Below are 20291 nucleotides of genomic sequence, written 5' to 3'. Positions count from 1 at the left end.
TGCTACCTCAAATACGCGAAACCGAATCAGTCATAAACATCATGTCAATTTCGTCCTCGTGAGCAAGGACGGATTGGGCTTCAAGCTGGTTTATGAGATGCAAATAGATCATAGTTGTTTGCACATCTGAATGCCCCAGCCTATCTCGGACATACAACAATGGCTCACCTTCAAACTCTTTGCTTTTTCGAAGAGCAAGCAAGGTATAAGTCCCATAGGTGTGGCGTAGCATGTGGGCCCGAACATAGAAACCGCACTTTCTTTCATAGGACTTCATAACGTCCACTACGGAATCTTTTGAATAATGCCTGCCTTCATTAGTCAGCAGCAGCGCGGTAACACGTCCATCACCATTGGACTTACGAACCTCTCGTTGGTGAAGGGAGTAAGACCACATGCTCTCCATCAACGACCATGGCACGTCGATAGTTCTAGGCCGGTCGTACTTGATATGCATGTCTGAAGGATCAAGAGCAACACTGATCATTTGCCTTGGGCGCAGTCCCTTCTTCAACCTGGGGTTGAACACATATTTGAGAGGAAAAGACCTCGCTTCACAGGAGCGAAGGCCGGTACGCACCATGAGGTGGAACAATATCTGGTGGCTTGGATCGGTATCCAGGGCAAGGCATACCTTGACTTGATCCTTGGTCAGGAATTTGGTCAAGCGCTTTCGGTCGCGAACCATCACCGAAACTTTCGTGCTCTCGGCTCCGGGCAGAGCGATATGACTGAGAAGACCGGAATGTTGGGCAACTCTTACCCTTTTCTCACCGAAGGGCAGCACAGTTATCAGGTTGCGCTGCTTAGCCCATCGGTAGAACCTCACGATCAAGGCCAGACGATTGTTCACCGTGCCGGGATCAAGTGCTAATTCTCCGCTCGACCAATCCCTGTACCTCGACAGAGCACTCAGACCGTGAGCCGGGCTTTCCTCGTCCCAGCCCAATCCATTGGCTTCCAGGAAGGCAAAGTAATCGTACAGACGCCGTCCATAGGCTTCCCAAGTCAAATCGCTTAGGGCCTCACCTGACTCGATAAGCGTGTGCCAAAGGAAGGATTGAGCTGGCTCGACTGGCCATCCCTCTGACCCAATCAGCAACGGAAAGCCTTCAAAGGATCGACCTGCTAATGCTAGGTCTTTTGTTGCGAATACCAGCCTCATGCCGCTGCCCTAAAACACTTCCAATGGATTGCCTTATGAAGCCTGGAAACTGCTGTTCCAGAGGGGTTCAGAAGGTGGCGCGGACTCTACAGGATTTACTAACGATTCCCACCCCTCAGATCGTTATTCGATAGCACTACTACGGGCCGACGCTTTAACGCAGGTTGGCAGATCCGCTCACAGCTGCAGTAGAACGAGTTGCAGTCGATGAGCGCGAACACTCGAGGTGATTTGGTCATGGCGACACACGACTGACCACCCAGGAGACAACACCCCAGACTTCGATGATCTCTTCTCCATCCAGTTGCACGTCGGGAATGATGGGGTCGGCTGCCTTCAACCATCGACCGCCAAACATATCGCGCTGAGCTAGCCGCACTCGGTAACCATCACCGCCAAGATCTACGACCACGAGCATGTCGTCGATGTGGCTAGCCGCTCGGTTCACGATCAGTCGATCCCCGCGAAAAATACCGAAGCCAATAAGGCTGTCGTCCAACACCTGGACACCCCAGATGTGTGGGGCGCCAAGTCCGGTGAGCCGGTCGAGGGACAGGCATTCTTCCTTCTCGTCTTCGGCAGGGGACTGGAAGCCTGTGATACGTAGATCGGTAGCCACATCGGTGAGCAGGCGTTCACGAAGGCGCTCGCCACGGGCCAGTATCGAAAGGGATGACATCGGAATACCTATAGAATACTGTATATAAACACAGTATTTGCGAAGGCTATCCGAAGGTCAATCGGGCTGGTGATAGGCGGTTGGCGCTACAGCGCTCCGAGGCCATCGAGCATAGGGCTGAGCTAACGCTTAAATCGCTCTTGTCAAGGGGGGCATCAATGCAAACCTGAAAGGCTGTACCATCATGTCCCGCAGCACTTCTTGTATTTTTTCCCCGAGCCGCAAGAGCAAGGTTCGTTCCGACCCTGTTTTGGCGCATCGGCGTTAGACCCCAGGAAAGGAAGGGCATTCAGGAACTGCTGCTGAAGCATCTTGGCTAGCCGGTCTTCCACGCAAAAATTGATATAGTTTTTTGCCAACCCATGTCCGTCTTCGGCAGCTGCCTCTAAGAGCTTAAGGCCCCGCGCCTTGTCTTCTTTTAGTTCTTTGCCTTCATAGAGCCAGCGGCCAAGCAGATATTCGCTGTGGTGGCAATCTCTAGCGATACCATCTTTAAGACACTGCTCAGCCTTCTCTGGAGAGTAGAGGGACGATTCCTTTTCGAGATACAGAAAGGCCAACCCAGCGTAAGCAGTGAGTTCTCCCTTAGACAAAGCTGCCTCAAGCATTACCAGGGCGTCTTCGAACTGCCCTTTCTGACGCAGATGATCACCGTACAGCGCACAGGCTGATGGGTATCCCCGCGTTGCTGCAATTTCCAATGCCTTTACACCCAGGCGATGGCTCTCTTCACCCTCACTTTTATCAAAAGTTAGTTGGGCATATCGGTATAGAGCTTCTGTGTTCGCCAGCTTAAACAGGCAAGCCTCTTTCCCGCCCTTTAAATGTATCTCGCTAGAACGAAATCTATCGAGCCCTGCACTTATTTCAGCGGCTGCCCAGTACAGCTCAGCGGCCATTCGGACAGTCGTATTCTTATGCACTTCTTCGCTGTGGCCAATAATTAGTGCGCTCCTGTTTATCGGGGACATCGACTGGGCCTCGAGAATTAGGCCAGCAGCCATTTTTGCCTCAAAGTCCAAGGTCGTGACCGCCTTCCAGAGTTTCTGCTGGCTGGTAAAGTCTCCGACTTCTACGGTGGTAATAGCCGGTAACTTCTCGCCTCTGTTGAGCAGTAGGAACACGCTCTCGAATATCCCGATCAGGGTCTTCCGAGCATCAACTGCGCCTTGCAAATCACCTGCCCCATGAGCCTCCTTGCTACCTGACTCCACTGAGCCTGGCGTGCTGGTTCCTTGTGAGTGGACTACTGCGTTTCCAGCTTTGCGTATGGCATGCAAATCAGAGCGCAGGCTATGGTCGATAATTTGGCTTGCGAACAACTGGTTGATTGCGTCGTATAGAGCAACTTGGTCGATTTCCACTTGGAAGCGCTTGGCCAGCATCGAGGTTAAATGCTCAACCACAATCCGAAACTGGGTCTTTGCATAGTCCGGATAGGCAAACATCACGTCCAAGGCACGGCGGTAGTGCTCTCCCGCCTCCGGTACAAGATTGATGCAGAGTTCTACATCGGTCATCTCACGTCTGATATTCAAATCACTCGTCCTTGGGCTCGCAAAATGGGCCTAGCTAGTCTGCATCAGCAGTAACTATTCGACCATGGCCTGAGCCGGGCTAACTATATAGGTACTGGATGACCGATCCTGGCCGCTCTCAGGCGTTAGCCTTCAGTGGAGGCTGAATGTGTTGCAGTGAGAGATCTCATGCAAGCTCGTCAGCGATGCCCCAGTTAACCAGATCGAGATTTCTTTTAGCTGCCTTCATGTCCCGAAGCGCCAATGCTGGCTTCGCCCGCCAAAGCCGACAGCGCTGGTCGTAGTCGAGGTCTGGGGCAAGGGCTGCAGGCTTTTTCTTCGTGTGAACAAACTCGATTGTGCCGAACCGTCCACAGCTGATTGTGTTTGAGCGCCCGGACGACATGACGGTGATCCAGTTGATGGGAACTTGCGAGATCACTCCGGCATCGCTCAGTGCTGTCTCTAAGCTGATGTAGTTGAGTTCGTCAGCTCGTAGCCGTGCGGCTCCATGGAAGAGGAGGGAGCCGAGGTTTGCTTTCACCGGTACGTACAGATAGAGGCCGCGACAAATACGTTCTAGCTTGCCTTCCCTCGAAGCCCGGCTGAGCAAGGCGCGATAGGCATCAGCTGAGATTTCCGGCACCAGGCTTCGCATGTCTACTGGAGTGAAGAGGTACCGCTCGGGTGTCGCCATTGACGCAAGGCCATCGTAGAGACGCCTTATAGGCTGGCGGCTGGGTGCATTGGTCGCTGTCATAGCTGATCGGTACACAGAAAGTGTCGGAAAGTGATACTTACTGTAGATCAGCTGGGCAGGTAAAGGCTCGTGCTAAAGGGGATCCCCAACCAGCACGGCAGATCCAGTGTCCCCATCGCAGCCTGCCTCCGAACCTGGGCTCCACTCCAGGCGGGCTTGCCCAGTAGCGAGATCTACCATAAGTCGCCGATCTAAACAGTCCATCCAGTGCTCAGCCACAGCCTGTATTTGGCTGTCCGTCCAAGTCTTAACGGCGTAGTCGAATACCTGGGCTTCGAGATCCTCGCCCTCGGTGTGATGAAGGATGGATGCGTACGCCTCAGTGCATCGTGCGGTCGTTTGAAAACAACGTATCTCTACTGCGTTGGTACCTGGAGCCTCGTATCCCGTCTCGGTTTCCCAGCTGCCCCAAATCAGCAGTTGCCCTTCGTGGTGCTCTACTTTTAGAGGTGGGCGTACAACCGTGTGAGCGGACTCGGCGGTGACTGGGGCAATAAACCACAGCACTGCATAGGCAGTCAGCAGTGAAGAGGCGAGAGAAATGGCGAGGTATCTGAGGTAGCGCATTTTCGAACTCCATTCGAAGGGGATGCCGTCCTGGCGAAGTGAGTCTAGTGCAATAGGCCGGGTTTGTTGTGTGAGGAGATCAGCATGTGTCGGCGTAGAAGCCCGAGAGGCAGACAAGACTTGGAGGATCTATTTCCCTAACCCGAAGGCAGCCATCCCGGTGCTGTTAGAGGAGAGCAGGCAGCTCGACTGGATTCACTGGGGGCGTAGGAAGGAGGAGCCAGGAAGTGGCCCTCAGGGTGGTTGGGCAAGGCTCAGCTCAATTCATGCTGGTACTTGGGAGAAGTACAGACCTCGTCGTGGTTACGCCATGGTTCAGCGCTTCATGGAGAAAGACGGTCAGCCAGGCGAGAAGAATCGAGTGTCGCACTGGTTTGACGTTCCGGAGGGCGCCGCGCTCGAGTGCCTAGTGATCGGAGAAGGAGAGGAGAGAAGGGTGTACGTAGTGACGACCGAACCACCTGCAGGGTACGAGTGGATTCATGATCGCTGGCCGCTACTGGTGGTGATGCCCAGCGCATAGCTTTCAAGGTTACTCCTGCGATGTCAGTTACCGGCCCAGAGTGTGTAAAAACACTTTCGCATCTTGGGTGCCTCAGCCCAGTGTTCCTGGGCGAGGCGGTTTCCCAAGCAAATAGCCGCGATCAGCGCCAATAGCGCGTCAGAGCGTTTATGAAGCGCTTTGGCACCTCTTGGAGCAGCAAAAGCTGGGGCTTTTACGCCGTCATCGCCTTCAACAGGCCTTCGGTGCCGATGATTTTCATCACCCGTTTCAAGTTGTAGGCGAGCACATTCAAGCTCATCTCCGCACTCACCCCGTTCAGCTTTCGGGTCAGGAAGTGCGTTGCGCCCATCCATTGCTTGAGCGTACCGAAGGGATGCTCAACAGTCCGTTTTCGAACCCGCATCATCTCTGGTGCTTGGTTCAACCGGCGCTGCATTTCCTCCAGCACTGCTTCATGCTCCCAGCGCCTTACTCGACGATTTGTGCTTGGTGTGCACTGGGTTTTCAGCGCACAACTCTGGCACTTAGAACTCCAGTAACAGTGCATATTCATGCCTTTCTCAACGCTGGAGAATCGCCAGATCAGTGCCTCTCCCGCCGGGCAGGTGTATTCGTTTTTCGTCGGGTCATACACGAAGGCATCTTTATTGAATCGGCCATCAGCCTTGGCGCTTGAAGTCATTGGCTTAGGCACGTAGGCCGTGATGTTTGCGTCGTGACAGGCAAGGATCTCTTCACCCTTGAAGTAGCCTCGGTCAGCCACCACGGACAGCGTTTCTGCGCCGATGGCTTCACGAGCCTGCTTCGCCATTGAACTGAGTTGGTCGCGGTCTGAACCGCTGTTGGTGACCTCGTGAGCAACGATCAGGTGGTGCTGCGTATCGACAGCCGTCTGCACGTTGTAGCCGACGATACCGCTGCCGCGCGTCATCATCGAACGGGCATCCGGGTCGGTCAGCGAAACCTGTTTATCAGGGGAATCGTTGAGCTGAGTTTCGATCCCTTGAAGCTCTTTCATATGCGCTTTTAGCTTGGCAATCTTATCTTCCAGGCTGGCAGTGTCTGGCGCGGAGGCGCTAGGAATCTGTCGATCAGCCGCATCGAGCACAGCCAAATAACGGCTGATGCTCGCCTCGATTTCTTCCATACGCCGCTTCAGTTTGGCGCTGGTGAAATTGCGGTCACGGTTGTTCACTGCCTTGAATTTGCTGCCGTCGATGGCAACCAAGTTTTCGCCAAACAACCCCAACTGCTGGCAGAGCAAAACGAACTGGCGGCAGACGCCGCGAATGGCCTTGCTGTTATCTTTTCGGAAGTTGGCGATGGTCTTGAAATCGGGCATCAATCGCCCGGTTAACCACATGAGTTCGACGTTGCGCTGAGCTTCTCGCTCAAGACGCCGGCTCGATTGAATGCGGTTTAGATAGCCGTAGATATAGATCTTCAGCAGGATCGAAGGGTGGTAAGCCGGTCTTCCGGTTTCGGCTGGAATGACGCCATCAAAACCTAGCGTGGCTAGGTCGAGTTCATCGACGAAAACGTCAACCACCCGAACCGGATTGGTATCGCTGACGTAGTCGTCGAGGCTTTCGGGAAGTAAGGTGCTTTGACCTCGGTGTTCACCCTGGATAAACCGTTTCATGGGCGTCCCATACGCTGAGATTCTCGGAAATCATAGCAAGGGTTTACCGGTGCGTTTTTACACACTCTGGGCCAAAAGCAGACATCCGCAACAAGATGTTGTCCTACGTCCGCTATCGATGTCACGTGACCAACCCGGAGCAGGTTCAGCCGTTGAGCGGTTCGCTAGTCTCGGCACGATCACGGCAAAGAAACGCTGGCACAGCCCGGACATAGACCAGTTCAGCAACCAGCTCGACAAGGGTCTGGGTAATCACCGCAGCGGCGGCGAGCCCCCGCAGCTGTTCAGGCAGCGCTAATGCAAGGGGCAGCACCACCAGTGAGTTGCGCGTCGAGCTGCTGAAGATCACAGCCCTTGCCGACCGCACAGGCAGCTTGCACACCTTGGAGACCAGTGCACCGATTACGGGAGCCAAGAAGGCAAAGGCGATGTAGATCGGCAGTACGGGAGCAAGCCTGCCGATCTCATTCACTACGGGAGCAATCTGCGAGCCGACCACGGCTATGAGCACCGCCGCCATGGCCGGCACAGGTAACCAGGCCCAAGCATCAGCCCATGTCTTCACCGCTGCGGAGCGCTTTACCAATGCTTCTGTCAGCAGTGCCAGGATCAGCGGGGCCATGATGAGTGCCAGAAAGGCTTCGACAAAGGGGCCTATCGACACGACCACCCCCGAAGTATCACTCAGCATAAGCCCCAGGTAGAGGGGTAAAAGAGCAAGCTGAAGTAACAGCAAAATCGGCGTCGCCGAAAGGATCAGGCGTGAGTCACCCCGGCCAATGTGGGTGAACACAACCACGTAATCGATGCAGGGCGTCAGTAACACCAATAGCACGCCAATCAGGATGGCGGGATGTCCATCCAAGAAGCGGGTCAGCCCCCAAACCAGGAGAGGAATCAAAACAAAATTGGCGACTAGGAGCGCAGCCATGAAGGGCTTGTTGCGCATGCCATCTTTAAGGTTCAGGAACGGAATCTGAAGAAACATCGCATACATCAGAACAGCGATGGTGGGCGTGACCAAGACCGACAATCCCTGGGCGGTGTTCGGAGCCAGCAAGCCGCCAATCGCCGCGACAATCACTGCTACGAAGTAGATCGGTACTTGGTTCTGCTCTAGTGCATCTCTTGTCATGGTTCACTCAAAGTCATGGTTTGCTCTCCGCGTTAGGGAGGACAAGGATGGTTAGCTAGGGATAAGGCAAGCAGCGCTAACGGCCAATGGTCATTCATCAATGGCTGCTTCAGGCCTGTACTTGCAGGTCAAAAAGGGCAAGGTCGACCCAAACTGGGCACCCTGAAAATTCGATCATTGGCCAAAAACGGAAGCACTGATTTTTCCAGCATGCATCCTAGCCCGCCCCACCTAAGCCGCACAGGTATCGCCATGGTGCTTGTGCCTACTCCCCGAGAATGGTCTCATTGCGGAGCAATTCGTACGGCAACCGTATCTTCATACCAATGAGGGTCGGAGCAAATACCTCCCACCACTATACATATCGACATCATCCCGATGCCCAGGCGTAAGGTCACAATCCAAGTAGTGCTTACACTGAGCATGGCATTGCTGCTGGTCATGGGTTGGCATATGTCTTCCCTGTTGGTTGGTGCAGAGCCGCAAGCGGGATTCAAGAGCGAGTCAACGCACAGCAGCTTGCTGACAGAGGCAGCCCCCTCTTGCGTCTTTTGTGCAGGTCACCGGCACTCGCCGATGACTGCCGACCATGTGCACGAGACCCCTTACCTTGGGCCGCTGCTTATCCTGCCAGCCCAGGCAGAAAGCAACATCCTGGCTACCCTGCCGGATCAAGCCGCACCAACTCGCCCGGTCTACTTGATTGAGCGCCCTCCGCGATCCAGCCGCGTGATCTAAACAAAGCCGCACTGCGGCTAAAGACCACTGCAATCCAGGATCAACTTATGCAATCGCTTTCTCCGCGCGAGCCTGGGGCGTTGTTTGCGCACCTGCGCCGCCCGATGCGCTTATTACTGCTCGCTATCGTGCTGATGCTCGTGGGCATGGCAGATGCACTGGCTCAAGACGTCACCACGAACGATATCGCGTCGGCGGTAGTTCCCGTGCCACCCACCTCTGTAGAGGGTAGATATCAACCATGATGGAAACAGAGACAAACACTCGCTTTCCCAGCCCCTGGAGCCTGTTGCTTATGGCCTGGGGTATTGCGTTGGTTTCGACCTTAGCCGCCTTGTTCATCGGCGAGGTCATGGGCAAAACGCCCTGCGTGCTCTGCTGGTTCCAGCGCGCATTCATGTTTCCACTGGTCGTGATTCTGGCCGTTGGTTGCTACACCTCGGATTTCGGCGTCTGGCGTTATGCGTTGCCGGTTACCGTCGTGGGCGGGCTCATCGCGCTCTACCACAGCCTGCTCTACTTCGGGGCCATACCAGAGAGCATCAAGCCCTGTGGGGCAGGCCCGTCCTGCTCCAGCGCTGACATGACGATTTTCGGCAGCGTCCCTCTGCCACTGCTTTCGCTGGTCGCATTCACCCTTATCGCTGTTCTTCTTGTTCTCATCCGTCGGAGGTCTTCCCTATGAGCAGACGTGCAATCGTCCTCGTGATCAGCATTCTTACTGCGCTCGGCTTCGCTGCTGCGGCGTTCTTTTATGATCGATATTCGGCCAGTGAAGAGACTCCGCCAGTTGCTCCAGTCGCTAGCTCATTGGTGCGCTTCCATTCGCCCGTTATCGGCACCGCCAATGCGCCCGTAACCATCGTTGAGTTCTTCGATCCGTCCTGCGAGGCCTGCCGCGCCTTCTTTCCAGTAGTGAAACAGATCCTGGCTGAGAACCCGAACGATGTGCGCCTGGTGCTGCGTTACGTCCTCTTCCATGAAGGCTCTGAAACAGCAGCAAGAATCCTCGAAACTGCACGCAAGCAGGGGGTCTTCGAGCCTGTTCTGGAAGCACTCATGGTGGCGCAACCGCAATGGCACAGTGACCCACAGGTGCTGAAGGCCTGGGAGGCTGCTGAAGCGGCAGGCTTGGATGTGGAGAAGGCCCGTGCAGAGATGATGGCTGCCGATATCACCGAGACGCTGAAAAGGGACTCTCAGGATGCCCAGGCGGCTGGTGTGCGCCAGACACCTACGTTCTTTGTGAATGGCAAGCCGCTATTGAGTTTCGGCGCGCAGCCACTGAATGATCTGGTCAAAGCTGAAGTCGAACAAAGCAAATAAGCGCTAACCGTCTGCATACAGCTGAGCCAGACTCACCACCTGCCATGTAGCGTGCCTCGCATGGCAGGTGGTGGCGCATGTTTAGTGGCGGTGGCTTTTCCCAACATGGGTGTGGCCATCATCCGGAAGCGCACTGACACCGCCAGTGGTATTCAGGCGCTGGAGGATTCCACACTCATCTACGCCGCGCTCAGAGGAACAGCGGTGTCGTAACTCAATCAGCTGTTGTTGCAGGGCCAGCAGACTGGTCACGCGCGCTTGCACATGCTCAATGTGCTCATCCACTAAGCTATTCACACCCTCACAGTTCCCCTCTGGCCGATCCATCAGCGCCAGCAGGCTTCTGATCTCGTCCAGGGTCATGTCTAGCGTTCGGCAGTTGCGAATGAACGTAAGCCGCTCAAGGTGCTCACTGCTGTAAAGGCGGTAATTACCCTCGCTACGGGCCGGAGCCGGCAACAGCCCCTCGCGCTCGTAATAGCGAACCGTTTCAACCTGGCAATCGGCAAGCTTGGCCAGCTCTCCAATCTTCATGAATTACCTCTTCAGCAAACGCTTGACCCTGTAGTGGCTTTAGGGTGTTCACTCTACACAACTGTTCAACGAGGATACCTTCATGGCTGGCTGCTGCGGTGACGAATACAAACCTGAAGCGGTTTCAAAGGATGTCTGCTGTGACGCCAACGAAGCAAGCAAGTGCTCTGCCACAGCGGCGACAGCAGTAAATGCCGTAACCGGCTCCAGGCTCAGCAGCTTCCGCATTGCGCAAATGGACTGCCCTACCGAGCAGACGCTGATTCAGGACAAACTGAGCAAGCTCGCAGGCATAGATAAGCTCGACTTCAACCTGATCAATCGGATTCTTGGGGTATGGCACAGCTTGCCGTCGACCGCGCCTATCGAAGCGGCGATCTCGTCCCTGGGAATGCAGGCAGAACCGCTATCTGCTGAAGGGCAAGCCCGCATCAAAATCGAACAGATGGACTGCCCAACTGAAGAAAAGCTGATCCGCGACAAGCTGACCTCGCTACCCGGTATCAGTGCATTGGAGTTCAACCTGGTTCAACGTGTACTGACGCTCAGCCACACAGCAGAAGCGCTGCCAGCAGCACTGGCAGCGATTCGCGAGCTTGGTTTCACGCCAGTGGTTGAGGGTTCAGCAACAGCACGTGAAGAAGAGCAAGGCACCCCTCACAAGAAAGCCTGGTGGCCCTTGGCGCTCTCGGGGGTGGCCGCCTTATCGGCGGAAGTGATCCACTTTGCCGAGCTTGCGCCAGATTGGGCTGTGGCTGGCGTGGCGCTGCTCGCCATTCTGCTGTGCGGCCTGACGACCTATAAAAAGGGCTGGATCGCGCTGAAGAACCGCAACCTGAATATCAATGCGTTGATGAGTATCGCTGTGACCGGTGCGGTGCTGATTGGGCAATGGCCAGAAGCGGCCATGGTCATGTTCCTCTTTTCTGTCGCCGAGTTGATCGAAGCGAAGTCGCTGGATCGGGCTCGCAATGCCATCCGTGGCCTGATGGATCTGACGCCAGAGCGCGCCACGGTGCAGCAGGTCGATGGCACATGGCTGGAAGTTGACGTTAAAACCATCGCCGTAGGCGCATTGGTCAGGGTTCGACCGGGCGAACGAATCGGTCTCGATGGCGAAGTTACTGCCGGCAACTCCACCATCAACCAAGCGCCCATCACGGGGGAAAGCCTGCCCGTAGAGAAAACCATCGGCGATCCGGTTTTTGCGGGAACCATCAATGAAGCCGGCTCCCTGGAATACCGAGTCCTGGCCGCCGCAGCCAACACCACGCTGGCACGTATCATTCACGCGGTCGAAGAGGCGCAGGGTTCACGCGCGCCGACCCAGCGCTTTGTCGATCAATTCGCCAAGGTATACACCCCTGTCGTATTCCTATTCGCCCTGGCTATCGCCATTGTGCCGCCACTCTTCATGGCCGAGCCCTGGTACGACTGGATCTACCGTGCCCTGGTACTGCTGGTGGTTGCCTGCCCTTGCGCCTTGGTCATCTCGACACCTGTCACCATTGTCAGTGGTTTAGCTGCGGCTGCACGCAAAGGCATCCTGATCAAAGGCGGCGTTTATCTGGAAACTGGCGGCAAGCTTGGCTTCCTGGCCCTCGACAAGACCGGAACCATTACCCATGGCAAACCCGTGCAAACCGATTACATGCCACTGGTTGAACAGGACTCAGAACTCTGTCGCACTCATGCTGCCAGCCTCGCCAGTCGCTCTGATCACCCGGTTTCGCAAGCGATAGCCAAGCACGCCACTGAGAATGGCCTGATGTTCGCTACCGTTGAGGGATTCGAAGCCCTGCCGGGTCGAGGTGTACGGGGCACCATTGAAGGCATGGATTTCCACCTGGGTAACCACCGTCTGGTGGAAGAGCTTGGCCTCTGCTCACCCGAGCTGGAAACGACGCTGGAACGTCTCGAACGCCAAGGCAAAACAGTGGTGGTGTTGTGCAATCCGCAGCGTGCCATTGCCCTGTTCGCCGTTGCCGATACCGTCAAGGACTCCAGCCGCCAGGCAATCGAGGAGCTTCATGCGCTGGGTGTGAAGACCACGATGCTGACTGGCGATAACCCGCACACCGCAGAAGCCATCGCACAGCAGGTGGGCATCGACGAAGCACGCGGCAATCTCCTGCCAGTCGACAAATTGCAGGCCGTTGAAGCATTGCAGGCGCGCGGCTACGTTGTTGGGATGGTGGGCGACGGCATCAACGATGCGCCTGCGCTGGCGAAGTCCGAAATCGGCTTCGCCATGGCCGCCGCCGGCACGGACACGGCCATCGAAACTGCGGATGTGGCCTTGATGGATGACGACCTGCGCAAGATCCCGGCCTTCATCCGCCTATCCCAACAGACCGCCGTCATCCTCAAGCAGAACATCGTGCTGGCGTTAGGGATCAAGGCCCTGTTTCTCGCCATTACCCTAACGGGGCAGGCGACGATGTGGATGGCCGTCTTTGCCGACATGGGCGTCAGCCTGCTGGTGGTGTTCAACGGCCTGCGCCTGCTTAAAAAGTAGGAACGGAGGATTGAAGATGAAAGCAGCATTGCAACTGGCAATTGAACAAGCCTTTCAACAGGCCGAGCACGCCATGCAGGAGAGACGTAATACCGATGCCTTTGAATGGCTGGAGCGCGCACACATCCTGACTCAACGCCAGCCCTTGCTGCACGCTAGGTCACACTGGCTGATGCTCACGCTCGGTTGGCAGATTGGCGATTATCGCGAGGTGGCCGGGCAAATACCGCGCATTTTCGCGGCCTTGTTGTTCTCCAAAATCTGGGTGCCCCTCGGCAATACAGGCCGCTCCAGAGTCAGCGCGTTCAAGCCCATGCCGGTTCCTGAAGAACTCCAGGCCTTGCTTGCGAGCGATGAGCAAAACCCATCCAGTCGGTGATTGTGTCCATGCAAGTCGATCTCGCCACCCAGCTGCCGTGCACACTTGCAGAGGTGATCGCCCAGGTGCGCACACCACGCCTGCTGCGTCAGGTTGCTTCACCCTTATTGAGTTTCAGCCCGCTGGCTCCGGCTGAGTTTCCTGATACCTGGAGCGAGGGCACCTACTGGGTCAAGCTGAAGCTATTCGGCGTACTGCCCATTGGCCGTCAGGCGATTGTGATTACCTACCCGCAGACGGAAAACGCTCAGACCTTCATGCTCAGAGACAACGGCTATAGCCCGCTAATCACCAAGTGGGATCACGTCATTACGGCTCAAGAAGTGAGTGGCGGAACGCTTTACCGAGATCGCGTGACTATCGAGGCCGGCATCCTCACCCCGTTCGTGTGGCTTTTTGCGCGCCTGTTTTACGCCCACCGTCAGCGCCGCTGGGCAGCTTTGGCGGCAAAAGGCTTTAGCCACTGAAGCACGCCATGCCCAGACAGGGCTGCTCACCTAGAGAGCAATACCTCTTGGCCACTGAAAATTCGCTCCCCCAGGCAACCTCCGTGGTCGGGGCAGCTTTAATACAACCTGAAGCAGGTACGGGGTCAACTTTTGACCTGCATCAGGCTACACCCGTCTTCGAGGTCTATATTGGCTACTGGTGACTCACCCCACGACCCACTTTCACCTGCAAGGAACTGAGCAATGAAAGCACCAAAACTCGCCGCGTTCGCTTTGGCGGCTGCGCTTTTTCCGGCCTTAACCTTTGCGCAGCAGGACTCCAGTGCCACCAGCCAGGCTCAACAGCAGCCAATGAGCGTTGAGCAATTTGATCAAGAGATGGCGAAGGCACAAGAAAACCTGAAGAAAATGCAGGAGCAAATGAACCAAATTCAGAAAGCTAGCGACCCTGCACAGCGTCAGAAACTGATGCAAGAGCACCAAACCATGATGCAGCAAGGAATGCACATGATGAACGGAATGCGTGGCGGCGGAATGATGGGGTGCTGCGGAGGGGGCATGCAGGGCGGTCACATGATGGGTGACGGTCAGATGATGGGCGGTGGCCACATGATGGGTAACGGTAAGATGATGGGTGGGGGCCACATGATGGGCTGGGATCAAATGGGCAGCCACTACTCCCAGATGACGCCTGAGCAGATGAAGCAGCATCAGCAGCATATGGGCATGCCACAGCGCTGAGACTTCACACTTATTCCACGGGCAGCATGCTGTTCCCGTACGGTATGAATACTCTCATGCGCCAGCCCAACTCACGCTAGGGGCGTTGGGCTCCCCCGATTCAATTTTTGGCTCACCTGAAGATTCAGCGCTAAAGCTCCTGTGAATGGTGACTTTTTTGTGCGCTCCGTCGACGCATCAACCAATAGGGGGCACGAATACGTCAACTCTGTATCAGCGGACACCTACATGTCTGGCTGGCTAATGGCTGCTTTTGGCCCAGAGTGTGTAAAAACACTTTCGCATCTTGGGTGCCTCAGCCCAGTGTTCCTGGGCGAGGCGGTTTCCCAAGCAAATAGCCGCGATCAGCGCCAATAGCGCGTCAGAGCGTTTATGAAGCGCTTTGGCACCTCTTGGAGCAGCAAAAGCTGGGGCTTTTACGCCGTCATCGCCTTCAACAGGCCTTCGGTGCCGATGATTTTCATCACCCGTTTCAAGTTGTAGGCGAGCACATTCAAGCTCATCTCCGCACTCACCCCGTTCAGCTTTCGGGTCAGGAAGTGCGTTGCGCCCATCCATTGCTTGAGCGTACCGAAGGGATGCTCAACAGTCCGTTTTCGAACCCGCATCATCTCTGGTGCTTGGTTCAACCGGCGCTGCATTTCCTCCAGCACTGCTTCATGCTCCCAGCGCCTTACTCGACGATTTGTGCTTGGTGTGCACTGGGTTTTCAGCGCACAACTCTGGCACTTAGAACTCCAGTAACAGTGCATATTCATGCCTTTCTCAACGCTGGAGAATCGCCAGATCAGTGCCTCTCCCGCCGGGCAGGTGTATTCGTTTTTCGTCGGGTCATACACGAAGGCATCTTTATTGAATCGGCCATCAGCCTTGGCGCTTGAAGTCATTGGCTTAGGCACGTAGGCCGTGATGTTTGCGTCGTGACAGGCAAGGATCTCTTCACCCTTGAAGTAGCCTCGGTCAGCCACCACGGACAGCGTTTCTGCGCCGATGGCTTCACGAGCCTGCTTCGCCATTGAACTGAGTTGGTCGCGGTCTGAACCGCTGTTGGTGACCTCGTGAGCAACGATCAGGTGGTGCTGCGTATCGACAGCCGTCTGCACGTTGTAGCCGACGATACCGCTGCCGCGCGTCATCATCGAACGGGCATCCGGGTCGGTCAGCGAAACCTGTTTATCAGGGGAATCGTTGAGCTGAGTTTCGATCCCTTGAAGCTCTTTCATATGCGCTTTTAGCTTGGCAATCTTATCTTCCAGGCTGGCAGTGTCTGGCGCGGAGGCGCTAGGAATCTGTCGATCAGCCGCATCGAGCACAGCCAAATAACGGCTGATGCTCGCCTCGATTTCTTCCATACGCCGCTTCAGTTTGGCGCTGGTGAAATTGCGGTCACGGTTGTTCACTGCCTTGAATTTGCTGCCGTCGATGGCAACCAAGTTTTCGCCAAACAACCCCAACTGCTGGCAGAGCAAAACGAACTGGCGGCAGACGCCGCGAATGGCCTTGCTGTTATCTTTTCGGAAGTTGGCGATGGTCTTGAAATCGGGCATCAATCGCCCGGTTAACCACATGAGTTCGACGTTGCGCTGAGCTTCTCGCTCAAGACGCCGGCTCGATTGAATGCGGTTTAGATAGCCGTAGATATAGATCTTCAGCAGGATCGAAGGGTGGTAAGCCGGTCTTCCGGTTTCGGCTGGAATGACGCCATCAAAACCTAGCGTGGCTAGGTCGAGTTCATCGACGAAAACGTCAACCACCCGAACCGGATTGGTATCGCTGACGTAGTCGTCGAGGCTTTCGGGAAGTAAGGTGCTTTGACCTCGGTGTTCACCCTGGATAAACCGTTTCATGGGCGTCCCATACGCTGAGATTCTCGGAAATCATAGCAAGGGTTTACCGGTGCGTTTTTACACACTCTGGGCCGAAGGCTGCCTACTGTGATCGGTGCTATTCGTCGCCATCTCGACTCCAGTGGGCGACCAGCTCATCGGTACGATCCGGGATCTGTGGTGTCTTGCTGAGCACAAGGCACCGGACATTGCCGACGTACTCCTCGATCACATAGAGAGTGTCGCCAACGTCGACACCTAGCTCCTGAAGGGCTTCATCCGGAATGCGGATAGCACCATCGCCGTCCCAGTCTTCGATAGTCACTTGCTTGGGGCCCATTTCTTTTCTCCACCGTCATGATCGCCTTCGGTGCGGTCGATCTTGGGGCACGGTCAGGCCGCTAGCCGGGATCATACGCTATGGCGGTAGTTCTGGCCGGTTTGCGACGGCGGTGAGCAGCGCTCGGGATTGGGTTAGAGCCCAAGACTTAGCTCAAGCTTCAGTGCCAACAACTGCCTCGGGACAACAGCAGCAGGCAGATCGGCCAGTATTGAAAACGTTAGGTATTCGTTGAACTGATACAGCGCTCTAAAGTGCTGGCGGTTCATATTGCGAAGCTGGGAAAGCAGTGGACGCTCCCCACTTTCGATGTCGCGAAGAATGAACCCGATTAATTGTGCTAGCCCTTCAGCACTCACTTGGGCTGGAAGCTCTTGGCTCCAATCTCCTAGCAGCAGTGCTTCTAAGAAACCTAGAACTTTCTGTTCGAGAGATTGGGCCCCATACAGCGATAGCGCGACCGCCCAAATCGCTCTTCTTTCGTTGCGCGTCATGTCTTTCCCAGAAACAACAAGGGCCGCTGATGCGGCCCTTTTCTAGCAAGCTAAAGATTATTGCAGCCAGCTCTCAACGGTCTCGGCACCGTACTGCTCTTTCCAGGCTTTCAGCACCTTGTGGTTGCCGCCCTTGGTTTCCACGATTTCGCCGTTGTTCGGGTTCTTGTAACGCTTGAGTGCACGCTCACGGCGGGCACCTTTCACAGGAGCCACAGAGCTCTTGGCCGCATTCGGATCGAGCAGATCGATTACGTTACGCAGGGAGTAGTTGTAGTCGGCCAGGAGGGCACGCAGCTTGGTTTCAAACTCGATTTCGCGCTTGAGTTTCTCGTCGCCTTTCAGGGCTTCGAGGCGCTTTTGCTGCTCGGCGATTTGGGCTTCGAGCGCTTTGTATTCGGCAATGATCGACATGTATGTTTCCCTGGTAATTATGGGGTCTAGCGAAGGTCTATTAAGTTGAAATAGGGTATTTGAAAAGCAAGATAGAAAGAAGCTTCCAATGAATCTGATTGTAAAAATAGCTGAAATAACTAGGCCTAGACCAAGGATTTGGTGTGGCGCCTTTAAGCGATGAGGTTTTGCTTGAACCAGATGTGCATGGGCTCGAAATAGAAGCCCTTCCTTACATCAGCTAGAAATCTGCTTTTGGTCGTTGCGCTACCCAGGTATCGATAGAAGACCAGCCCCTCAAGATGCTCACGTACCGAGTCATCTGCATCTTCCTTCTCTGGATCGAACAGGAGGCCCATTGCTTCTTCTTCTTCCTTCCAGCTCTTGTACAAATGGGGGCGGGTCACTGCCACAAGATTTTCCTCGCGGTAGGTGCCCATCATCTCTACTCGTTGCCAGAGCGGTTCTCCCTCAAATAGGAGCTCGTCCTTGGGGTCGGCAGCAACAAGACCGATTGAGTCCATTACTAGCTTTTGATCGGAGTCATCGCTCTTGCCGTGCTCTGTCGGGATCCGGCGGTCTGGAGCAGAGGTGTCGCTTCCAGGGTCAACTTTCGTTCGCGGGCGCGCTTTCCAGAGCATACTTTTTGCCCCATTAGGGGCATTTCCGAATTCTCGCCAGAACGTTACTCCCGCATATTCCAGTAGCGAGTCGATACCCTCAGTTGGCCAGTTCATTTCGCGCGCAGCCGATAGTGCATAGCCCACATATTCGCGGAAGCCTGGATGCTTCAATACTTCATCAGGGCCTTCTTTTGCTTTCAGGCTCACTGAGATTGAGTAGTAGGCTCGCATCAGGCTTATCAGAGCCCGGCGTACGTCATCAGCCGTCGGCTTGGTGAGGTACGAAGGGACTTCGAGAGGCTCGCTTGCGTAGAGAGCTAGGGAGCGAGCGTAAAGGCCAACTTTCCAAGATAGAGAGTCCTGGTCAGCAGTCGCAGCATCCACCGGTAATGTGGGGGTGAACCACATATGGGCTTGTGGCGAACGACAGAGGTGAACTGGCGCGTGCAGCTCGTCGAACAGACCAACAAGCAGGATCCGGGAGGCTACCTCTTCACATTGTATGAGGTCAGTTGGATCGACGCGCTGGCCAGTTAGCGGCTCATGAAAGTAGGGATACCCCTTGCGAGCGCTGAGTGACTTCACGAGCTCTGCTGTTTTGTTTGGCAAATCGGCAAGGGTTTGGGCGATACGTTTGTCTGCCCAATCCATGTGGCTCCGAGCCTGCTTCCATCCAGAGAAACCGAATTCAATCGCTGCCTGCTCGAGTGCGGCGCTATGCGATACCACAGAGTTCTTGCGGATTAGCTTCGCCTGGTTCTTGAGGTGTTTTTCGAGACGTGAGGAGTAACTGCTCATACGAGATCCTGCGTGCTACGCAGCCGTTAGAGGCATCACCCGCGAATACCCATTGGCCACTGAATGCACTGGTCAACGTATGAGAGGAGGAAGAGATGCAGTCCCTACAGGGTTCGCTCTAGCGGGTGGCAGGCGTCTGCATGAGGCCTTGCCAATATAAAACCATGCTCTCCGCCGACGATCAATATCGGGATGCCAGGAGTTATTCAGTTGGTTTCGGCAGCAGCTGATGACCCGAGCGACACTACTTCAACAGCAGGTCTTTCCAGGGGCGGGCAACAAGGTTTAGGCAGGCCAGGTTATCCCCGCCAAAGCACTGCTCTACAGGGCTGCAGAATCCCGCTAACTTGGTGTAGCGAATGCGCTTACCGTCTTGGTCGAATAGATCGCCGCCAGCAGCCAGAAGCAGCGCATGACCGGCGACAACGTCATGCGGCGAGACCGGATACAGCGATACGCCTGCAGCGCCATCGCCCACAGCCGCTCGAGCAAGTCGGTAGGCAATACTCGGCATTGGCTCGCAGATGGCGGGAGCGCATAAAGCATCGTTCTCGGCGCGCCTGGAGCTCGCTGCTGAACTGACAAATACAACTGAGTTATGAAGGCCATTAGGCTGCCTAGGAGGGTTAACACTCTGGCCGTTTCGGAGTAGAGCCCGCATACCTTTTTGCCACGCGATGCAGTCTGGCCCACTCGGAGTTACCGGCGCATACACCACGCCAAGAATCGGTTCTCCACGGTGAAGAAGCCCAACCGAAACAGCGGAACCCTGCCTGCCTGCTAGAAAATCCGCAGTGCCGTCATTGGGGTCAACAACCCAGCAAAAGGCTTGGCCGGTCAGGTTCCGGCCTGTCTCTTCACCGACGAAGTCGCCGCCGTAAAGCTGCGCGAGACCGTGTCGAAGCATCAGCTCAATTTCAAGATCGACATCCGCTTTGTCGCCTGTTCCTCTTGGGCCGCCAGCTCTTTGGAGCTCTGCGCAAATTAAGGCTCCTGCTTCGAGAACCAGGGCGACAACCTGGCTGAGCATCTTTGGTTCGAGCATTAGGTGGACACTTCTGTGAAGTGGAGGGGGGGCGGAAGGCCTGACAGTTGGGAGCGCTGGCGGCTGTGGTTATTGCAGATGCTGCATCGATGATTGGGTTCGATCATTGCGTGCTCG

At 55.5% G+C, this 20291-nt stretch carries 19 protein-coding genes and 1 pseudogene; 6 read left to right on the top strand and 14 right to left on the bottom strand.

What is annotated here, in order from left to right:
* Positions 1-7: 7 nt before the first annotated feature.
* The 7 genes and pseudogenes from AAEQ75_RS04270 to AAEQ75_RS04240 form a co-directional block, all read right to left on the bottom strand.
* Complete coding sequence (locus AAEQ75_RS04270; RefSeq protein ID WP_028692960.1) at positions 8-1165, bottom strand: tyrosine-type recombinase/integrase; 1158 nt, start codon at positions 1163-1165, stop codon at positions 8-10.
* A gap of 119 nt (positions 1166-1284) precedes the next feature.
* Positions 1285-1404 (bottom strand): annotated as a pseudogene (locus AAEQ75_RS04265) (hypothetical protein); the annotation flags it as partial.
* The gene (locus AAEQ75_RS04260; protein WP_343350965.1) at positions 1401-1844 is read right to left on the bottom strand and encodes a LexA family protein; all 444 of its coding nucleotides are present in this window, start codon (positions 1842-1844) and stop codon (positions 1401-1403) included. The pseudogene AAEQ75_RS04265 and the gene AAEQ75_RS04260, both read right to left, overlap by 4 nt.
* Positions 1845-2026: 182 nt before the next feature.
* Entirely contained in the window at positions 2027-3382 is a 1356-nt protein-coding gene (locus AAEQ75_RS04255) for an SEC-C metal-binding domain-containing protein (RefSeq protein ID WP_343350964.1), read from the bottom strand.
* Between the two features lie 166 nt (positions 3383-3548).
* Entirely contained in the window at positions 3549-4121 is a 573-nt protein-coding gene (abiEi, locus tag AAEQ75_RS04250) for a type IV toxin-antitoxin system AbiEi family antitoxin (protein WP_343350963.1), read from the bottom strand.
* Between the two features lie 1283 nt (positions 4122-5404).
* Positions 5405-6835, bottom strand: a complete 1431-nt coding sequence (locus tag AAEQ75_RS04245; RefSeq protein WP_077566290.1) for an IS1182 family transposase — start codon at positions 6833-6835, stop codon at positions 5405-5407.
* A gap of 145 nt (positions 6836-6980) precedes the next feature.
* On the bottom strand, positions 6981-7970 hold the full coding sequence (locus AAEQ75_RS04240; RefSeq protein WP_277691903.1) for an arsenic resistance protein: 990 nt from the start codon (positions 7968-7970) through the stop codon (positions 6981-6983).
* Positions 7971-8949: 979 nt separating this feature from the next.
* On the opposite strand from AAEQ75_RS04240, the gene AAEQ75_RS04235 reads away from it, so the two are divergent.
* Positions 8950-9393, top strand: coding sequence for a disulfide bond formation protein B (locus tag AAEQ75_RS04235; protein WP_011911809.1), 444 nt, complete (start codon positions 8950-8952; stop codon positions 9391-9393).
* Positions 9390-10034, top strand: coding sequence for a DsbA family protein (locus AAEQ75_RS04230; RefSeq protein WP_095461390.1), 645 nt, complete (start codon positions 9390-9392; stop codon positions 10032-10034). The genes AAEQ75_RS04235 and AAEQ75_RS04230 overlap by 4 nt, the downstream gene beginning before the upstream one ends.
* 81 nt (positions 10035-10115) lie before the next feature.
* On the opposite strand, the gene cadR is transcribed toward AAEQ75_RS04230, so the two are convergent.
* On the bottom strand, positions 10116-10568 hold the full coding sequence (cadR, locus tag AAEQ75_RS04225; protein WP_011911887.1) for a Cd(II)/Pb(II)-responsive transcriptional regulator: 453 nt from the start codon (positions 10566-10568) through the stop codon (positions 10116-10118).
* Between the two features lie 235 nt (positions 10569-10803).
* Between cadR and AAEQ75_RS04220 the strand changes: the two genes are divergently transcribed.
* From AAEQ75_RS04220 to AAEQ75_RS04205, 4 genes are all read left to right on the top strand, one after another.
* Positions 10804-13086 carry a heavy metal translocating P-type ATPase gene (locus AAEQ75_RS04220; protein WP_011911888.1) on the top strand — a complete coding sequence of 761 codons (2283 nt, stop codon included), beginning with the start codon at positions 10804-10806 and terminating at the stop codon, positions 13084-13086.
* Positions 13087-13102: 16 nt separating this feature from the next.
* On the top strand, positions 13103-13465 hold the full coding sequence (locus tag AAEQ75_RS04215) for a DUF3703 domain-containing protein (RefSeq protein WP_011911889.1): 363 nt from the start codon (positions 13103-13105) through the stop codon (positions 13463-13465).
* A gap of 8 nt (positions 13466-13473) precedes the next feature.
* Positions 13474-13932, top strand: coding sequence for a hypothetical protein (locus AAEQ75_RS04210; RefSeq protein WP_041755877.1), 459 nt, complete (start codon positions 13474-13476; stop codon positions 13930-13932).
* Positions 13933-14157: 225 nt separating this feature from the next.
* On the top strand, positions 14158-14655 hold the full coding sequence (locus AAEQ75_RS04205) for a hypothetical protein (protein WP_343350962.1): 498 nt from the start codon (positions 14158-14160) through the stop codon (positions 14653-14655).
* 416 nt (positions 14656-15071) lie between these two features.
* On the opposite strand, the gene AAEQ75_RS04200 is transcribed toward AAEQ75_RS04205, so the two are convergent.
* The 6 genes from AAEQ75_RS04200 to AAEQ75_RS04175 form a co-directional block, all read right to left on the bottom strand.
* Positions 15072-16502 carry an IS1182 family transposase gene (locus AAEQ75_RS04200; protein WP_077566290.1) on the bottom strand — a complete coding sequence of 477 codons (1431 nt, stop codon included), beginning with the start codon at positions 16500-16502 and terminating at the stop codon, positions 15072-15074.
* Positions 16503-16599: 97 nt separating this feature from the next.
* The gene (locus AAEQ75_RS04195; RefSeq protein WP_343350961.1) at positions 16600-16821 is read right to left on the bottom strand and encodes an AbrB/MazE/SpoVT family DNA-binding domain-containing protein; all 222 of its coding nucleotides are present in this window, start codon (positions 16819-16821) and stop codon (positions 16600-16602) included.
* Positions 16822-16955: 134 nt separating this feature from the next.
* On the bottom strand, positions 16956-17315 hold the full coding sequence (locus AAEQ75_RS04190; RefSeq protein ID WP_343350960.1) for a hypothetical protein: 360 nt from the start codon (positions 17313-17315) through the stop codon (positions 16956-16958).
* A gap of 57 nt (positions 17316-17372) precedes the next feature.
* The gene (locus AAEQ75_RS04185) at positions 17373-17729 is read right to left on the bottom strand and encodes a histone-like nucleoid-structuring protein, MvaT/MvaU family (RefSeq protein ID WP_343350959.1); all 357 of its coding nucleotides are present in this window, start codon (positions 17727-17729) and stop codon (positions 17373-17375) included.
* Between the two features lie 152 nt (positions 17730-17881).
* Positions 17882-19129 carry a hypothetical protein gene (locus AAEQ75_RS04180; RefSeq protein ID WP_343350958.1) on the bottom strand — a complete coding sequence of 416 codons (1248 nt, stop codon included), beginning with the start codon at positions 19127-19129 and terminating at the stop codon, positions 17882-17884.
* Between the two features lie 244 nt (positions 19130-19373).
* Positions 19374-20174 carry an inositol monophosphatase family protein gene (locus AAEQ75_RS04175; RefSeq protein ID WP_343350957.1) on the bottom strand — a complete coding sequence of 267 codons (801 nt, stop codon included), beginning with the start codon at positions 20172-20174 and terminating at the stop codon, positions 19374-19376.
* Positions 20175-20291: the final 117 nt, after the last annotated feature.

Origin of the sequence: Pseudomonas sediminis, assembly GCF_039555755.1 — a bacterium.
Taxonomy (GTDB): Bacteria; Pseudomonadota; Gammaproteobacteria; order Pseudomonadales; family Pseudomonadaceae; genus Aquipseudomonas; species Aquipseudomonas mendocina_D.
Note: the sequence above shows the minus strand (reverse complement) of the source record. Positions and strands in the feature narration are given on the sequence as shown.

What these genes read in the sequence shown, in the direction of transcription:
- AAEQ75_RS04270 (WP_028692960.1), bottom strand. Translation starts at nt 1,165, where the DNA reads ATGAGGCTGGTATTCGCAACAAAAGACCTAGCATTAGCAGGTCGATCC.
- AAEQ75_RS04260 (WP_343350965.1), bottom strand. Translation starts at nt 1,844, where the DNA reads ATGTCATCCCTTTCGATACTGGCCCGTGGCGAGCGCCTTCGTGAACGC.
- abiEi (WP_343350963.1), bottom strand. Translation starts at nt 4,121, where the DNA reads ATGACAGCGACCAATGCACCCAGCCGCCAGCCTATAAGGCGTCTCTAC.
- AAEQ75_RS04245 (WP_077566290.1), bottom strand. Translation starts at nt 6,835, where the DNA reads ATGAAACGGTTTATCCAGGGTGAACACCGAGGTCAAAGCACCTTACTT.
- AAEQ75_RS04240 (WP_277691903.1), bottom strand. Translation starts at nt 7,970, where the DNA reads ATGACAAGAGATGCACTAGAGCAGAACCAAGTACCGATCTACTTCGTA.
- AAEQ75_RS04235 (WP_011911809.1), top strand. Translation starts at nt 8,950, where the DNA reads ATGATGGAAACAGAGACAAACACTCGCTTTCCCAGCCCCTGGAGCCTG.
- AAEQ75_RS04230 (WP_095461390.1), top strand. Translation starts at nt 9,390, where the DNA reads ATGAGCAGACGTGCAATCGTCCTCGTGATCAGCATTCTTACTGCGCTC.
- cadR (WP_011911887.1), bottom strand. Translation starts at nt 10,568, where the DNA reads ATGAAGATTGGAGAGCTGGCCAAGCTTGCCGATTGCCAGGTTGAAACG.
- AAEQ75_RS04220 (WP_011911888.1), top strand. Translation starts at nt 10,804, where the DNA reads ATGGACTGCCCTACCGAGCAGACGCTGATTCAGGACAAACTGAGCAAG.
- AAEQ75_RS04215 (WP_011911889.1), top strand. Translation starts at nt 13,103, where the DNA reads ATGAAAGCAGCATTGCAACTGGCAATTGAACAAGCCTTTCAACAGGCC.
- AAEQ75_RS04210 (WP_041755877.1), top strand. Translation starts at nt 13,474, where the DNA reads ATGCAAGTCGATCTCGCCACCCAGCTGCCGTGCACACTTGCAGAGGTG.
- AAEQ75_RS04205 (WP_343350962.1), top strand. Translation starts at nt 14,158, where the DNA reads ATGAAAGCACCAAAACTCGCCGCGTTCGCTTTGGCGGCTGCGCTTTTT.
- AAEQ75_RS04200 (WP_077566290.1), bottom strand. Translation starts at nt 16,502, where the DNA reads ATGAAACGGTTTATCCAGGGTGAACACCGAGGTCAAAGCACCTTACTT.
- AAEQ75_RS04195 (WP_343350961.1), bottom strand. Translation starts at nt 16,821, where the DNA reads ATGGGCCCCAAGCAAGTGACTATCGAAGACTGGGACGGCGATGGTGCT.
- AAEQ75_RS04190 (WP_343350960.1), bottom strand. Translation starts at nt 17,315, where the DNA reads ATGACGCGCAACGAAAGAAGAGCGATTTGGGCGGTCGCGCTATCGCTG.
- AAEQ75_RS04185 (WP_343350959.1), bottom strand. Translation starts at nt 17,729, where the DNA reads ATGTCGATCATTGCCGAATACAAAGCGCTCGAAGCCCAAATCGCCGAG.
- AAEQ75_RS04180 (WP_343350958.1), bottom strand. Translation starts at nt 19,129, where the DNA reads ATGAGCAGTTACTCCTCACGTCTCGAAAAACACCTCAAGAACCAGGCG.
- AAEQ75_RS04175 (WP_343350957.1), bottom strand. Translation starts at nt 20,174, where the DNA reads ATGCTCGAACCAAAGATGCTCAGCCAGGTTGTCGCCCTGGTTCTCGAA.